This is a genomic window from Thiosocius teredinicola (assembly GCF_002009425.1).
GTDB classification, from domain to species: Bacteria; Pseudomonadota; Gammaproteobacteria; order Chromatiales; family Chromatiaceae; genus Thiosocius; species Thiosocius teredinicola.
The window spans coordinates 3,759,252-3,775,274 of sequence record NZ_CP019936.1 but is presented as its reverse complement, the minus strand read 5'-3'; the positions used below and the strand labels follow the sequence as shown (position 1 = coordinate 3,775,274).

Sequence of the window (16,023 nt, the reverse complement as noted above, 5' to 3'; positions counted from 1 at the left end):
TGGTCTGAGCGGCTCAGTCGCCGTTGGGCCCGCGCACAAACACGAAACGCAGCAGAAAGTAGCCGGCGAAGCCCGAGGCCAGTGATCCGAGAATGATGCCGATGCGTTCATCGAACGCTGTCTTACCGGCCGTTTCGAAGGCCAGCGAGCCGATGAACAGGCTCATCGTGAAGCCCACGCCGCATAACAGGGCGATCGCATAGAGCCCGACCCAGCCGCTGCCTTTGGGCAACGCCGCCCAACCCAGCCGAATCGTTGCCCAGCAGAACAGGAATACGCCGATCTGTTTGCCCAGAAACAATCCGGCGGCAATGCCGAGCGGAACCGGGTGGATGATGTTGTCGATCGACATGCCCGTCAGGTTGATCCCGGCGTTGGCGAACGCGAAGATCGGCAGGATGGTGAAGGCGACCACCGGGTGCAGATCGTGTTCGAGTGCGCGCAACGGCGAGTGGTTCGGCCTTTCGCTATGGCGCATCGGAATGAACATCGCCAACACCACGCCCGCGAGTGTCGCGTGCACGCCGGATTTGAGTACCGCCACCCACAGCATCACGCCGACGAACACGTAGGGGGTGATGCCGCTGACATGACGCCTGTTCATCAATGTGAGAATGGCAATCGCGACCGAGGCGATGATCAACGCCTCGGTTGACAATCCATCGCTGTAGAACAGCGCGATGATAATGATTGCGCCGATGTCGTCGAAGATCGCCAGCGACACCAGGAAGACCTTGAGCGACGTCGGCACCCGCTTGCCGAGCAGTGACAGGATGCCCAGGGCAAAGGCGATGTCGGTAGCGGCGGGAATCGCCCAACCCGACAGCGCAACCGGATCTCCCCAGTTGATGTAGGCGTAGATCAGCGCCGGTACCAGCATGCCGCCGACGGCCCCGATGGCCGGCAGGATGATACTGCCCGGTTCCGACAACTGTCCCTCGATCAACTCCCGCTTCAGCTCGAGGCCGACCAGAAAGAAAAAGATGGCCATCAGGCCGTCGTTGATCCACAGCAGCAGGGGTTTCGCAATCGCCAGCGGACCGACCTGGATCGCCACCGGCATTTCCAGCAGCCAGGCATAGACTTCGGAAAGGGGAGAGTTGGCCAACAGCATGGCCGCGACGGCGGCGGCTACCAGAAGGATTCCCCCGGCGGACTCGAGCCGAAGGAAGTGCTGCAGATTGATCATGCGTAAATTTCCCGAACTACCGGTTGACCTTGATGTGGTTTTTTCGTGGTGCCTGCCTGGGCAATGTTATCCGTGCGGGGCGCGCGCGGCATACCCGACCACCTCTAGTTTAGTAAGGTTCTTGGCAGAGGGTGACCTCGCCGTGTTGCGGGTTGCCGGCGCAGGCGAGCTAGGCGATTGATAAAAAAATGTCAATAGCCGTCGAGACCTGCGTATAATCCGCGCCCCCGCTACGCTGTTGAGCGCTGTCTTCCCTACGGGCCCACGCCATGTCTTCAGAAACGACCGATTTTGCTTCGCTGGGGCTGCCCAGTTCGATTCTCTCCGCGCTCGCCGAACTGGGCTACGAAAAGCCGTCGCCGATCCAGGCGCAGGCCATACCGCTGCTGCTGGACGGCAGAGACCTGCTGGGTCAGGCGCAGACCGGTACCGGCAAGACTGCCGCTTTCGCGCTGCCGCTGCTGGCGCGAATCGATCCAAAGCAGAAGTTTCCGCAACTGCTGGTCTTGGCGCCGACGCGTGAGTTGGCCCTGCAGGTGGCCGAGGCCATGCAGGCCTATGCGCGTTTCATCGACGGCTTCCACGTGTTGCCGATCTATGGCGGGCAGGGCATGGGCATGCAGCTCAATCACCTGCGACGTGGTGTGCAGGTTGTCGTCGGAACCCCCGGTCGCGTGATGGACCACATGCGCCGCGGTACGCTGGATATCTCGCGCCTGCAGTCGCTGGTACTGGACGAAGCCGACGAGATGTTGCGCATGGGCTTCATCGACGATGTCGAGTGGATCCTCGAGCACACGCCGGCAGAGCGCCAGATCGCGTTGTTCTCGGCCACCATGCCCGATGTGATCCGCAAGGTCGCCGAGCGCCATCTGCGCGAACCCCAGCGGGTAAAGATCGCCGCCAAGACGACGACCGCCGAGAACATCCGGCAGCGCTACTGGCCGATCAGCGGTCTGCACAAGCTCGATGCCTTGACGCGCATCCTCGAAACCGAGGAGATCGACGGCGCCATCGTGTTCGTACGCACCAAGACGCAGACGGTCGAACTCGCCGAAAAGCTCACTGCCCGGGGGTTCGAAGCCGAGGCATTGAACGGCGACGTCCCTCAGGCGCAGCGTGAGCGCACCGTCGACCGTCTGCGCGACGGCAAGACCGATATTCTGGTCGCGACCGATGTCGTGGCCCGCGGCCTCGACGTCAAGCGTGTGACCCATGTATTCAACTACGACATCCCGTACGACACCGAATCGTATGTGCACCGCATCGGACGCACCGGTCGCGCCGGTGCGTCGGGCGAGGCCATCTTGTTCGTCGCGCCTCGCGAACGGCGCATGTTGCGTGCGATCGAGAAGGCGACAGGCCAACCGATCGAGCCGATGGATATGCCGAGCGTGCATGACATCAACTCCAAGCGCACCGACCGCTTCAAGCAGCAGGTGCGCGACATCATCGAAACGGAAGAGCTGTCGGTTTACTACCGTCTGGTCAGCGAGCTTGAACAGGAAGATGCACTGGATGCCTTGCAGATCGCGGCGGCGCTGGCGCGCCTGACGCAGGGCGACGCACCGCTGCTGCTCGATCCGAAAACCGATGTGCGATTCGCCAAACAGGATCGCGGGCATGACAGTAAGCGCAGCGGTCAGGAACGCCCGCCGGCCGGCCCGCCGCGCGCGCGTGGGCCCAAGACGGTCGAACCGCACGCGCTACCGCTCAAGGCCTTCCCCGACATCCCGATGGAGCGCTTTCGCATCGCAGTGGGCTACGAGCATGGTGTGAAACCCGGCAACATCGTTGGTGCCATTGCCAACGAGGCCGAGCTGGAGAGCAAGTACATCGGTCATATCGAGATCTACGACGATTTCGCGACGGTCGACCTGCCGGCGGGCATGCCGACGGAAACCATGCGCGACCTGCAGAACGCCTGGGTCTGCCAGCGTAAGTTGGCGATCGAGAAGCTCTCGGCGTCGGACAAGCCACCTGCCGAGGACGACGGCGGCGGTTCTGCAAAAGCGCCGCGCGCGGATCAGCAGCCGGCGAAGAAGTCGGGCAAACCCAACAAGCCCGCGAAGCGGAAGGCCGAAGGCGATCGATTCAAGGGAAAAGCCCGGGGCCCGGCCGGCGGCGGAAAGGGGCGCAAGCATCCGGCGGATGAAGCCGCCAAGGCCGGCAAAGGTCACAAGCCGCGTCGCGGTCCTGCCAAGGGTGCCGAGCAGGGCTCATCCGACCGTCCGGGAAAAATGAAAAAAACGACGAAACCTGTCGGAAATCGGCCACCGAAAAAACGTCTTTCATTGAAGGATCGTTCAACAAAATAAGCGGGTTCTTTTGGCCGGGCACGCGACGGAAATTGTCGACGTGCCGTCGGTCGATTTGAACCCGCATGTGCTGCCGATCTCGCGCGCCTTGCTTTCGTCCTTGACCGACTTTTCCACTCGGATAGACAGCTGACGTCTGTCCACGTTGCACGAACAAATTGAACATTGTGTTGGTTTGCCTGCAGCATGTCCGGCTCGAGCTCGGCGTGTTGCAGTTTGCTCATATCGGATAACCTGTTAGATCGTATCCAACACATCCGACTAGCTGTTGTTGTATCGCTTAGTAACCCACCGCGCGATGTCGTCGATGCGGTTTCACCATTGATCGTTTTCGCCGAATAACGCTTCATCAAGCGATGAAAGTGATCATCGCTCGTATCAGTTCGCGCCTTTCCCGACGGGCTTTGCGTGGCTTGAGATCAGCATGCGATGTGCCGCATTGCCTTGGTTTGTTGCCTTGGTCACGACACCATCGCACGTCTACACAGCAGCACTAGTGTGTTGAATCTTTGCAAAGATTAACTTTTCGTGTGCGCCAAATTGCTTTGTTGTGTCTCAGCTGTCCTTCGAATCGAAGCGGCAATCAGCGGTGACGATATCGATGATGAGAGCCTTGTGTGCGGCTCGATGTGCAAGCCTTTGACAACATTAGTTTGTTTTCACAATGCCCATTCAATATTTCAGCGTGCATACTGTGCCGCCAGAACGGTATTCGGCCGAGAAAAACGAGTGCTGGTGGAGCTGCAATTTTGCCGCTGATCGAAGTCTCTTCGAAGCGGATTCACGTTGCGAACATTGCTTTGATTCAAGACACCTTTTCAGCGCGCACCCCTCGTACCTTCACGGCTATACTTTATGTCGCAAAGAACACAAACAAACAGTAATAGGGGAAGTCTTTACGCATGGCTAGGCCAGTGAGTTTCGATCGCAATGAAGTGCTGGGGCAGGCGACGGCCTTGTTCCTCGAGCGCGGATATTGCGAAACGAGCATCGCACAGTTGGTAAAAGCGACGCATCTGCAGCCTGGTAGCTTGTATGCCGCATTCCAATCAAAAGAAGGCTTATTTCTTGCCGCACTGGATTATTACGCTCAGCAGAAACTGAAACGTGTGCGTGACGCTTTCGCGCAGGCAGCCGATCCCCTTCAGGGGGCGGAACGTTTTCTGCAGATCGCCGCCAGTGATTGCGGTGTTGAAGACACCACGTGTGGTTGTCTGTTGGTCAACACCGTACTCGAGGCTGCCAGACATAATCCGAGGGTTCGTGAACGGGTACAAAGCCACCTGGGTGAAGTGAGACAGGTGGTAGTGGCTGCATTGACCGAAGCGCAAAGACAAGGATTGTTGGCTGCTGACAAATCACCGGATACATTAGCAACTTTCTTGATGACGACGGTCTGGGGGTTGCGCGTGTTCGGAGGATCTGGCGGCGGAGAGCAAGCAGCTCAAGAAGTGGTGGCTTACGCAGTACAGGTAGTGCGTAGCTGACGACGGTAGCGTTTGCCGAACGAAGGCATTGAATTTGCCTTTTTACCCGGCGCTGGTTTTTCTGGCAGCGCTATGGGGAGCATCGTTTCTGTTCATGCGGCTGGCCGCACCCGTTCTCGGGCCGGTGTGGTTGATCGCACTGCGCGTCTTCATCGCGGGTTTGGTGTTGCTGCCCCTGGTCATTCGCCGTGGACAGCTTCCGGTGTTGCGGGCCAACCTGGGCCGTTTGGTTGCCGTGGGCGTGATGAGTGCGGCGCTGCCGTTTACCCTGCTGGCGTACGCATCGCTTGAGCTGTCAGCCGGACTCACCTCGATCCTGAACGCCACGGTGCCGATTTTTGCGGCACTGATCGGCTACCTGGTCTTTGAGGAGCGACTGGATGCGGCACGTATCTTCGGTGTCGTATTGGGGTTCGTCGGTGTCGTGATCCTGATCGGACTGCCGACGGATGCCGGGACGCCGCCGCTGCTGTCGGTATTGGCGGGTCTGTGCGCCGCCGTGTCTTATGTGTTTGCCGCCAATTTCGCGCGCCGCCGTCTGCACCACGTCTCGGGTATCGTTTTCGTGACCGGCGGTCAGCTGGGCGCAGCACTGGTTATGTTGCCCTTGCTACCGTTCTTTCCAGTCCGCGAAATGCCGGGGCCGGCCATCGTGGTTGCGGTGACGGCGTTGGCGGTGTTGTCGACTTCGCTCGCCTTCCTTATCTATTTCCGCCTGATTCGCGAAGTCGGCCCGATGCGGACCCTGACGGTGACCTACCTGATCCCGGTTTTTGCGATCGTCTGGGGTGCGGTTTTTCTCGATGAAGTGGTTACGTTGGCCATGGCGGTCGGGGGCGGTCTGATACTCAGCGGTGTTGCCCTGGCCAATCGGCGTACTGCGATCTCTTCACGCCCGCCGGACGTAGGCGACTGATAGAGAAGACCTATCGATTCGAAAGGCATAATTCATTTGATAGTTAAATAAGAATAATTATTATTTGTATCAAGTGATGTTTCGGGTAGGGAGATCGACAATGATCAAGACAGCCAGTTTTGCGGTGATGCACTTCGGTATCGCATTCACGGTCACCTACATGCTGACCGGTGACGTGCTGATCGGTGGCGCGGTTGCGCTGGTCGAGCCGGCTATCAACACCGTCGCTTACTACTTCCACGACCGTGTATGGGAACGTTTGCGCCGACGCCGTGTGCTGCCGGGGGTTGGCGTTGCAGCCTGAATTTGAACGAGGGTTCAGATTCGGGATGGCATGGGCCTGGCCTCGACAACTTGATGTAGATCAGTATTGTTACACAAATATAAAGGTTTAGTTCGTTTTGCCCTTGAGGCCGGTGACTTCGGTACTGCAGCATCGGTCGACGTTGTACTCCGGGGCGATCGCGTCGCGCCGAAGTGAGGCCGCGATGTTTAACTCTTCTTATTCTTGTTGTCGGCGTTTGCGGTGAGCACCTCGCTGCAACTGATCGAATCGATCGCCGCTGAGTGTCCTGCAGAACCGCTGCGGATCATGAATCTCAGCGCGGCGCAGGAGCGTGTCGTCACGCTCTCGTCGTTGCGCGCCAATCTCCCCGACAAGGTCCAGCTGGTTACCGGGCCGGGCTGTGTCGCCAGCATCTGTCCGGTCCAGGACCTGCATCAGGCACGCTGCCTCGTTGAGCATCACCGAGTCACCCTGATCGTGAGCGAGAACCTTTTCCGTTTGCCGATGGCGCAATCCGAGGGGCCGGCTTCGTTGGCGGCAATGCAGGCGAAGGGTGCGGATATCAGGCCGGTATCGTCACCGATGGAGGCGGTCATGCTCGCCGTGTCCGAGCCTCAGCGCGAGATGGTGTACTTGGGTGCAGGCTTCGAAACGTTTCTCGCGCCGTTGGCCGGGATGGTGCTCGAAGGACTGCCCGCGAATCTCAAACTGATGGTGTGCGGTCGTCGCGTTGAGCCCTTGCTTACCCGTCTGTTCGAGAATGCGGGTGGCAATGTCCAGGCGCTGATTCTTCCCGGAAACCGTTGTGCCGTCACCGGCATCCGGGGCTGGGAGGCGATGGCGCGGCGCTTCGAGATACCTGCGGCCGTTTGCGGTTACACCGCAACCAGTATCCTGACCGGTATCCTCGGGCTGATACGCCAGGTCACGCTTGGTCAGGCGAACGTCGACAACCACTACCGCGCCCTGGTGAAGCCGGACGGCAACGCCATGGCCTTGGATCAGATGGATCGGGTGTTCGAATTGCACGACGGGTTGTGGCGGGGGATCGGCACCTTGTCCGACAGTGCCTGGCGCTTGCGTCATACCTACGCGGTGGTCGACGCCTACAACCATTATCCGGACTATCGTGATGAGTGTCCGCCGCAGCTCGATGACGTGCCTGCCGGCTGTGAGTTTGTCGATGTCGAGCTGGGTTGTAAATCGCCGGAGCAATGTGCGCAGTTCTTCAAGACCTGTACGCCGGCAATGCCGGTGGGGCCGAGCATGGCATCGGACGATGGCGCCTGTTATCTGCGTGGCAGCGAGCGCGCGGCGATCTGAGCATCCGCCATCGCTCGCTGTTGCTCGCCCGACACCTCTGCGCCTGATCGCTACTTCTGCCAGAAACGCTTGGCCGCTTCGCGCTGCGCCTGCTCGCGGCTGATTCCGATATCGTCGAGTTGCCGGTCATCCAGTTCGGCGAGGGCGCGGCGCTGGCGCGCGCGTTGGAACCACAACAGATCCGGCATGATTCGGCGGCCGGTCCAAACCGGCTGGCCCACCCCGGACAGCGTTGTATCCAAGATCCCCGTTATTGCACTCATCACTCTTCCCCAGTTCACCGTGATTGCCATCTTTCATCGAAAGGTTGAGATCGCAATGTCAGGGTAGTTGGGCTACTGTTATAGCAACAGTTGCAAAGTTGCAGAAAAGTAACCAGAACAGTTCTGAGGGTGGCATGACAGTTTCAATGCACGCGGCGAGCGATGGGTTTCTCTACGATCAGGTGACCCGGCATGTGCTCGATCTGGTCGAGAAGGGCACGCTTAAGCCGGGTGACCGCGCGCCGTCGCTGCGCGGCCTGAGCAAACAGCTCAAGGTCAGCATCTCGACCGTCAACCAGGCCTACAGCGCCCTGCAGGACCTCGGGGTACTGCGCGTGCGGCCGCAATCCGGCTACTACGTGGACGGCCAGGTGCCGCAGAGTCAGCAGGCCCAGTTGCCGCGCAAGACAACGAACAGTCGCAAGCCGCGCAAGGTGCGCTTCGGCGAATTGTTCGAAGAGATCTTCACGGTGGCCAACGATCCCGACGTGGTGCCGCTGGGCGCCGCCGTGCCGGCCACTGAGCTGATGCCGGTCAAGGGACTGCTACGCGCAACTCAGCGCGCCGCATCGCGTCATCCGGAGAAGGCGTTGGAATACTGTTTTCCACCCGGCAACCGCGATCTGCGCCATGAGATCGCGCGTCGCTACGTCGACCTCGGCCTGTCGGTGGATCCTGACGATATCATCGTGACGTCGGGCTGCAGCGAGGCGCTGGCGCTGAGCCTGGAAACCGTGACCAAGCGCGGCGACATCGTTGCCGTAGAATCGCCCACTTATTTCTCGGTGTTGCGCCTGATCGAACGCATGGGGCTGTTGGCCGTCGAGATCGACAGCGACCCGCAGACCGGCATCTGCCTGGACGCCCTGGAAAATGTGCTCGAGACAATGGATATCAAGGCGGTCGTCGGGGTGCTCAATTTCAGCAATCCGATCGGGTCGATGATGCCGGATGCGGCAAAGCAGCGCCTGGTCGAGATGCTGAGCCAGGCCGACGTGCCACTGATCGAGGACGATATCTATGGCGACATCCACTTCGGCGACCAGCGTCCCGGCATCGCCAAGTGCTATGACAAGCGCGGGCTGGTGCTGACTTGCTCGTCGTTTTCCAAGTCGATCGCCCCCGGATACCGCATCGGATGGGTGATCGCCGATCGCTATCGAAAGGATCTGATGGAGTGGAAGCAGGCGACGTCGTCAGCGATGTGCAGCCTGACGCAGATGGCGATGGCCGACTATCTGCGCAGCGGTGAGTACGATCGCCACCTGGTTCGCCTGCGCAGCGCCTACCGCCTACAGGTCGAGAAGATGCGCTTCATGTTGCTCAAGCATTTTCCGCCCGGCGCGCGCATAACCAGCCCGCAGGGTGGGTTCGTGTTGTGGGTCGAGCTTCCACGGGGTGTCGATGCGTTGGAACTGGTCAACCGCGCGTTGCGCGAGAACATCAGCCTGATGCCGGGCATGATGTTTTCGGCTACCCGTAAGTATCGCAACTACGTGCGGGTGAATTGCGGCACGCCCTGGGATGCACGCATCGAAAATGCGGTAGTGCGCCTCGGTGAATTGCTGCGCGAGATGGACGGGGAAAATGCCGAATCCTCATCCGCCGCCTTGGCGGACGGATGAGGATCGATCGCTACCGTCAGTAGTACTTCGGCGGCTCGTAAGCGCGTTGCTCCTGGCCTTCGACGATCGGCTTGACGAAGATCTCGACGCGTCGGTTGAGCTGGCGGCCCGCCTCGGTGGCGTTGGTGGCACGCGGTTCGGTCTCGCCGCGACCTTCGGTACGGATACGATCACGGGTTACGCCATATGATGCCAGGTAGTCGCCCGTGTTCATCGCGCGACGCTCCGACAGTTCCTGGTTGAAGGCATCGGAACCCACGCTGTCGGTATGACCGACCACGTGCACCACGGTGCGGTCATACTTCTGAATCAACTGGGCCAGCTTGTCGAGTGACGGGCGAAACGCCGGCTTGATATCGGCCTTGCCGAAGTCAAACGATACCTCGGAGTCGACCGTCAGCTTCAGCGTGTCGTCCTTGAGGCGCTCGATCTCCATTTCGTTGGCTTGACGTTCTTGCTCCAACGCCGATTCGAACTCCTGCTGCTGGTTGTCCATGTAGTGGCCGACGGCACCACCGGCCAGCGCGCCCGCGACAGCGCCTACCCAGCGTCCCGACTTGCCATCCACCTGGTGACCCAGCACTGCGCCGGCCACGGCGCCGGCGGCGGCGCCGACTTTGGCGCGTTTGTGCGGATCGTCGGTCGCGCACCCGGCGACGCCAACGGTGACGGCGCAGGCGAAGACTGTGCTGGTTAGGAGTTTGTTCATGGTTCTGACCTCAACATCTTGTTCGATAGTTATTGTGACCGTCCATTTCCGTGACCATTCCGTGCGTTTTGCATGCGGGTGTTCGACGCCGGGAACAGTGTTGCTTCCTTTACCGATCATTAAATACCGGTCAGCCTGAACGGAAGCTGAACGTCGTCGCCGCACATCCGGTCTGCCGGTTGGACGGGCGGCATTGGCCGCTCGAGTGTATTACGCGTCGACACCCAGGAACGCGGCCGCAAGGCCGAGAAAGATAAAGAATCCCAGACTGTCGGTGATGCCTGTGACCAGGATCGCACTTCCGTAGGCGGGGTCTTGCCCGAGGCGGCGCAACAGCGACGGGGTGAACGCGCCGGCGAGCGCGGCGAACGTCAGGGTGAGCACCATCGCGGCGAACATGATCAATGCCAACCCAACGTCGGCGTAGAGCAACAAGGTGATGGCCGCCATGGTGCCGCCCCAGATCAGGCCATTCACCAGCCCGACCGCCGATTCTTTGAGCAGCAAGCGACGGAAGGCGGTATCGCTGATCTGGCCGAGCGCAAAGCCGCGAATCACCAGCGCGAGCGTCTGGTTGCCGGTGTTGCCGCCGACTGCGGCAACGATCGGCATCAGCGTGGCCAGGGCAACGATCTGTTCGATGGTGTGTTCGAACTGGCCGATTACCCGCGAGGCGATGAACGCGGTCAACAGATTCAGCGCCAGCCAAAAGCCGCGGTTGCGTGCCGAACGCCACACCGGGGCGAATAGATCTTCATCATCGCGCAGACCGGCCTGCGACAGCAGGCCCCGCTGGCTGGTGGCCTGCAGATGATCGACTACCGCCTCGACCTTGAGCAGGCCGACCAGCGTGCCATGGATGTTGATCACCGGGGCAGCGATCAGATCGTAACGCTCGAACGCGTGCGCGGCATCGGCGGCGCTGTCATTGCTGTGAAAGGCCACGGGATCACCGCGCATGATATCGCTGACCAATGCGTCGCCGGGGCAGGTCAGCAGACTGTTGAAATGCAGAACACCCTGCAGCACGCCGGCCCGATCGACCACCGGCAACATGTCGGTGCCGACCGGCAGACTGCCGCGTCGCCTGAGCCAGCGCAGCACGACGTCGACCGATACATCGGCGCGCACCGCGGCGACATCGAACTCCATCAGGCTGCCGACGGTACCTTCGGGAAACGACATCGCCGAACTGAGACGCTCGCGCTCGCCCGGTGCGAGGCCTTCCAACAGGCTGGGTACGACGTCATCCGGCAGGTTCGGTACCAGGTCGGCGATCTCGTCGGTATCCATGTGACGGGTCGCGTCGAGTACGGTCTTGCTGTCCATCTGGTCGAGTAGATGGGCGCGCACCGCATCGCTGACCTCGAGCAGCACGGCGCCGTTGTGGTGCGGTGCTACCTGCTTCCATACGGCGCTGCGCTCATCCAGCGGCAGATTTTCGAGCACGTAGGCGATGTCGGCAGGGTGTAGTTGGTTGATCTCACGCCACAGGGTGCCGCGTTGCTGGCGCAACAAAAGTTCATTCTGCAGGTCGTGGCGCGGGCCGGCGCTGCGCCCGGCAAGATCGCGTTCGACCGCCTGTGAGGTAAGAATGCCGCGGACGTGTTTGAGGGCCTCGATGGGCTTTATTGCAGAAGGTAAGGGGTGTTGCATCTGGGCTGCCGACTGAGCGGTCGTTGTCGTTGGGGCAAGGCGGACGTTCGCCCGCCGCTTGGGTGCGCGGGTTCGGACGATTGAAGGCGGTTGGTGTTACGGTTTTATGACACCGTGCTCGTCATCGACGATCGTTGTCGAGGGCCGGGCTTTGCCGCGGATGATCGCGGTCACTGACGGGGTAGCCGTCGGCAACGTACGCAGGCCCCTTCATGATCCACACGACCGCGCAGCCGATGGCGACCGTGAGGATCGCGGTCCACAGGGTCACAACCAGGGCAATAGCCAGGATGGCGATGGTAGTCAGTTGTTTCTGATCGGTGTCGGCACCGGCAGCCAGCACCGTCAGCAGGTAGGCGCCGGCCGGGATCAAGGTGGAGGCAAGCAACACCAGTGGCAGTTTCTTCATGATCCGCCACTCGAGTCCGGCCGGTGAACGCACGCTGTTGGGCAGAATCCGCAGAAACGGTGAACCGGGGTTGGGGGCGGGATTGCGGTTGTCGATCATCGAACTGGTCCGTTTGTGCGGCGAATACTTAATAATGAACGCTGGTCGGACGAAGGCAAGCGGCGCCGGCATCCGGCGCCATCGACAACACATCGTGCTTTGTAGGGTTGGTCGTAGGCGTAATTCAGGCATCGACGGTTGCCGGGAACTGAAGATGCCGCGTTCGGTCAACAGCTTGAGAGAGCGAAAAGGAGCGTTGCGTGAATCAGAACCGACGAACTTTTGTCCTGGGCGGTGCTGGCCTGCTGCTGTCGGCCGCCGCGCCTGCAGCATCTCTGCTCACGCCGCGACAGACCGCGGGACCTTTCTATCCGCCTGAACTGCCGCTGGACAACGATAACGACCTGGTGCATGTCGAAGACCAGGCCGGTGTTGCGAAAGGCCTCGTCACAGACCTGCGCGGGCGCCTGCTCGACAGCAACGGTCGGCCGATGTCCGGCATGCGCATCGAGATCTGGCAATGCGATGCCAATGGCCGCTATCGGCATCCGCGAGATCCCGGTGATGCGCCGATCGATCCGGCATTTCAGGGGTTCGGTCACACCATCAGTGACGCGCAGGGCCGCTATCGTTTCCTGACGATCAAACCGGTGCCTTACCCTGGGCGCACACCGCATATCCATGTCGCCGTCTATCCGCCCGGTGAGCGGCCATTTGTAACCCAGCTCTATGTCGCGGGCGAAGCGCGCAATGGCGAAGATTTTCTGTACAACCGCATCCCGACTGAACTGCGGCCGCTGGTTACTGCCGAGTTCTCGCAATCGGCATCTGCGGGTTCGGATCTGCGGGCCGACTGGGACCTCGTGCTCGGCGTCGCGTAGTGCACGCTGTCCGCGTTCGTTAAGCGATCGTGCTGAGGGTTGCTATGTGAAGTAGCGCTCGATGATGGCCGGCAGATAGGTCTCCGGCGTGGGCAGCGTAAGCCGCGCCTTGCGGCCCAGATAGTCACGCGTGTTCTTACCGTCGAATACCTGCGGAGCGTGCAGATAGTCGAGTAGCACCGGGAGCGTTGCCAGACGTTTCTTCGCGTCTTTGGGCGCGAGCAGCATCAGCAGCTTTGTTGCGGCCGTGAACAAAGACGGCGGCAGTGCATGTACCGGCGGAAGGCGTAATCCCCTGTCGCCCATCGTTGAACGTACCCAGCGCTGTACATCGCTGAGCTTTACCTCGTGTCCAACTCCGGAACACAGATTGAAGATCTTGTCATCGCGCTGGTGTTGTACGGCCCAGGCGACCGCGTCGGCAACATAGTCGACCGGGATCGTATCCAGGCTCATGTCGCCCAGCTTGGGTTGGATACCTTTGGTATGGCGACCGGATAGAAACTCGCACAGGTAATAGAACACTTGGTGTCGCAACAGCTTGCCGTCCGAGGCGCCGACCACCATGCTCGGCCGGTGAACCGTCAAGGTAACGTTGTCGCGGCGTGACCATTGCCGCAACCTGTCTTCGGCTTCCGCTTTCGACTGCTCGTAGGTGTTGTGGAAACCGCGCGCCTGTATCACCCAATCGTCGACAAGCGGTTGCGATAACCGTCCGATGACGCCCACTGTACTGACATAGGCGATGTGCACGTTGCGATGCTTCGCTATATGGTCAGCGAGCGACATGAGATTGTCTGCCGAACCGACAGCGAATCGGCGCGCCTCTTCAAGCGGCAGATTCATGCGCACCACGCCGGCCGCATGGATCAAGGTGTCGCACTGCGCGGCGATGGCCGACCAGTCGCTGTCTGCAAGGCCGAACCTTGGCAGTGCCATATCACCGCGCAGCGGCGTCAGTCGCAGTGCGGCTTCGCGTTGTTGAGCGGGCGTCAGTTGCCACAGCTCGAACAGTCGGGCCAGGCGATCGGGCAGATCGCCGTCACCAGCCGAACGCATCAACAGCCAGATATGCCCGCCTTCAATGCTGAGCAGGCGACGTGCAACGGCGCTGCCGATATTGCCGGTAACCCCGGTCAGGAATACGTTCATAGTCTTGCCAGAAAGCTCGAGTCGCCCCACGGAAGCAAGGTGTCGGCATCGAATTGGTTGTGTTCGATCTTGGCATACAGCGCATCGATGCGATCGGCATATTTCTGCGCGACCGCACGGCGTTTCAGTTTGAGGTTGGCGGTCAGCTCGCCGTCGCTCGGTGAGAAGGTGTGTTGAAGCAGGACAACGCCGGCTGGTCGCTTGTAGTCGGCCAGTGTGCGTGTGGCGCGGCGAACCTCCCCGACGATAGACAGCATCCCTGTCGTGTCGGGATACGGGGGGCGAAGGGTGACCAGCAGTGTGATGAATTTGCGGCTCGCGCCGAAGGCAACCGCTTGGTCGATCGCTGGTATGCCCGCCAGGCAGGCCTCTATCTCGGTCGGCGCGATCAAACGTCCGGTACTGGTTTTGAAACCCTCGGATTTGCGACCGGTAAGCCATAGATAGCCATCGGCATCGAGTTTGGCATAGTCGCCCGTGGCCAGGAATCCGTCTGGGTCGAGCGACGGCTGCTGCTCGCTCTTCAGATATTGCCGGCATACCCCGTGGCCCCGACACCATAGCTCGCCGTCACTGGCGATCTTGAGTTCGTTCTGACCGAGCGGTTTGCCGACGCTGCCGAAACGGTAGGCAGCCGGTCGGTTTACGGCCACCGGCACGATGTTTTCGCTCAGACCGTAGGCCTCGAAGATCGGCAGGCCGAGGGCGTCGAAGCGTTGCAGTAGTCGTGGCTGCATCGGGGCGGAGCCGCTGATGAAGAATGCGATCTGTCCGCCGAAGGCGTTTCTGACCGGGGAGAAGAAAGGCTTCGCGAGCATTGCCCAAAAGCGCCCTGCTGCGGTCCGTGAGCCGGCATGTCGCAGCAGAAAGTCGATCACGCCCGCCAAGGGGGCAGGCAGTTTTGCAAAGCGTGCGCTGATTGATTCAAACGCCTTTTCGAAGAAACGCGGCACGCCGACCAGCACGATCGGTCGGATCTGCGGCAACAGTTGCATGATCTTGCGCGGGTCTTCGACGAAATAGATCGGTGCACCGGCCTTGAGCGCACACAGGTTCACGATCTGTTGAAAAAGGTTCGACAAGGGCAGCCAGCAGGCGGTGCGCCGCGTACTGTCGAGTTCGGGGAATGCGTCCAGTATGGCGGATACGGCAAGGATGATCTGTGTTGCCGAGTAACCGATGCCTTTCGGTTTGCTACCGGTGCCCGAGGTGAACACGATTGCTGCAACATCGGCGTGCTGGTCGCTTTCACGGTCACGATTTCGAGCGTCTTCGCCAGCCGGCTGCGTTGAACTTATCAGTCTGGCGCGAGCTTCGATGGGCAGGGTTGGCTGATCCGTGTCGATGACGACGGCGGCCGTCACGCTCGCGTAGTCTGCGAGATTGAGTTGCTGGTGAGCTGCCTCGTCGGTTATCAGGTATTGCGCCTGACTGATGGCAACGACATGGGTGAAGGTGTCTCCCAGATCGTGATGGTCGAGCCCGACAACGGTGGCGCCGATCTGCAGACAGGCAAAACGCACGACCTCCCATGTCACGCTCGATGGCAATACGATGCCGACGATGGCGCCGCTGTGGATACCGCTCGACTGCAGATAGGTTTGCATTTCCTCGACCAGCGAATGCAGCTTCAGGCAATTGATGGCATGCCATTCTCCGCGAACCGTGTCTCGATGGAATACGATCTGTTTGTCGGGCGTCGTACGCGCGGGCCTGCCGATCAACTCGTCGACCAGTCGGGCGCCATCCATTTGCATGTCTATCGTCCTG

The 16,023-nt window shown here is 60.6% G+C and carries 14 protein-coding genes; 7 read left to right on the top strand and 7 right to left on the bottom strand.

All coding sequences use genetic code 11. The features are described from left to right. Positions 1-13: 13 nt before the first annotated feature. On the bottom strand, positions 14-1,189 hold the full coding sequence (gene nhaA, locus B1781_RS17890) for a Na+/H+ antiporter NhaA (protein WP_078120963.1): 1,176 nt from the start codon (positions 1,187-1,189) through the stop codon (positions 14-16). Positions 1,190-1,458: 269 nt separating this feature from the next. On the opposite strand from nhaA, the gene B1781_RS17885 reads away from it, so the two are divergent. The 5 genes from B1781_RS17885 to hypD all read left to right on the top strand — a co-directional run bounded on the left by B1781_RS17885 (position 1,459) and on the right by hypD (position 7,519). Continuing rightward, a complete protein-coding gene (locus tag B1781_RS17885) occupies positions 1,459-3,507 on the top strand; it encodes a DEAD/DEAH box helicase (protein WP_078120962.1) in 2,049 nt (682 codons plus the stop codon). Between the two features lie 914 nt (positions 3,508-4,421). Then, positions 4,422-4,994: a TetR/AcrR family transcriptional regulator gene (locus B1781_RS17880; RefSeq protein ID WP_164513450.1), complete on the top strand. Its 573-nt coding sequence runs from the start codon at positions 4,422-4,424 to the stop codon at positions 4,992-4,994. A 28-nt stretch (positions 4,995-5,022) separates the two neighbouring features. Beyond that, complete coding sequence (locus B1781_RS17875; protein ID WP_078120960.1) at positions 5,023-5,910, top strand: DMT family transporter; 888 nt, start codon at positions 5,023-5,025, stop codon at positions 5,908-5,910. 100 nt (positions 5,911-6,010) lie between these two features. Next, positions 6,011-6,214: a DUF2061 domain-containing protein gene (locus tag B1781_RS17870; protein WP_078120959.1), complete on the top strand. Its 204-nt coding sequence runs from the start codon at positions 6,011-6,013 to the stop codon at positions 6,212-6,214. 222 nt (positions 6,215-6,436) lie between these two features. Continuing rightward, complete coding sequence (gene hypD, locus B1781_RS17865; RefSeq protein ID WP_164513449.1) at positions 6,437-7,519, top strand: hydrogenase formation protein HypD; 1,083 nt, start codon at positions 6,437-6,439, stop codon at positions 7,517-7,519. A 50-nt stretch (positions 7,520-7,569) separates the two neighbouring features. On the opposite strand, the gene B1781_RS23505 is transcribed toward hypD, so the two are convergent. Continuing rightward, positions 7,570-7,782: a DUF1127 domain-containing protein gene (locus B1781_RS23505; protein ID WP_164513448.1), complete on the bottom strand. Its 213-nt coding sequence runs from the start codon at positions 7,780-7,782 to the stop codon at positions 7,570-7,572. A 134-nt stretch (positions 7,783-7,916) separates the two neighbouring features. On the opposite strand from B1781_RS23505, the gene B1781_RS17855 reads away from it, so the two are divergent. After that, positions 7,917-9,407, top strand: a complete 1,491-nt coding sequence (locus B1781_RS17855; protein WP_078120956.1) for an aminotransferase-like domain-containing protein — start codon at positions 7,917-7,919, stop codon at positions 9,405-9,407. A 16-nt stretch (positions 9,408-9,423) separates the two neighbouring features. Here B1781_RS17855 and B1781_RS17850 read toward each other — a convergent pair whose 3' ends face one another. The 3 genes from B1781_RS17850 to B1781_RS17840 form a co-directional block, all read right to left on the bottom strand. Next, positions 9,424-10,116 carry an OmpA family protein gene (locus B1781_RS17850; protein ID WP_078120955.1) on the bottom strand — a complete coding sequence of 231 codons (693 nt, stop codon included), beginning with the start codon at positions 10,114-10,116 and terminating at the stop codon, positions 9,424-9,426. A 210-nt stretch (positions 10,117-10,326) separates the two neighbouring features. Then, on the bottom strand, positions 10,327-11,772 hold the full coding sequence (mgtE, locus tag B1781_RS17845) for a magnesium transporter (RefSeq protein ID WP_078120954.1): 1,446 nt from the start codon (positions 11,770-11,772) through the stop codon (positions 10,327-10,329). A 121-nt stretch (positions 11,773-11,893) separates the two neighbouring features. Further along, entirely contained in the window at positions 11,894-12,280 is a 387-nt protein-coding gene (locus B1781_RS17840; RefSeq protein ID WP_125932159.1) for a hypothetical protein, read from the bottom strand. Positions 12,281-12,480: 200 nt separating this feature from the next. Here B1781_RS17840 and B1781_RS17835 point away from each other — a divergent pair, with 200 nt between their 5' ends. Continuing rightward, the gene (locus tag B1781_RS17835) at positions 12,481-13,101 is read left to right on the top strand and encodes a dioxygenase family protein (RefSeq protein ID WP_078120952.1); all 621 of its coding nucleotides are present in this window, start codon (positions 12,481-12,483) and stop codon (positions 13,099-13,101) included. A gap of 42 nt (positions 13,102-13,143) precedes the next feature. Here B1781_RS17835 and B1781_RS17830 read toward each other — a convergent pair whose 3' ends face one another. Beyond that, entirely contained in the window at positions 13,144-14,253 is a 1,110-nt protein-coding gene (locus B1781_RS17830) for an SDR family oxidoreductase (RefSeq protein ID WP_164513447.1), read from the bottom strand. Continuing rightward, positions 14,250-16,010 carry an AMP-dependent synthetase/ligase gene (locus B1781_RS17825; protein ID WP_078120951.1) on the bottom strand — a complete coding sequence of 587 codons (1,761 nt, stop codon included), beginning with the start codon at positions 16,008-16,010 and terminating at the stop codon, positions 14,250-14,252. The genes B1781_RS17830 and B1781_RS17825 overlap by 4 nt, the downstream gene beginning before the upstream one ends. Positions 16,011-16,023 lie beyond the last annotated feature (13 nt).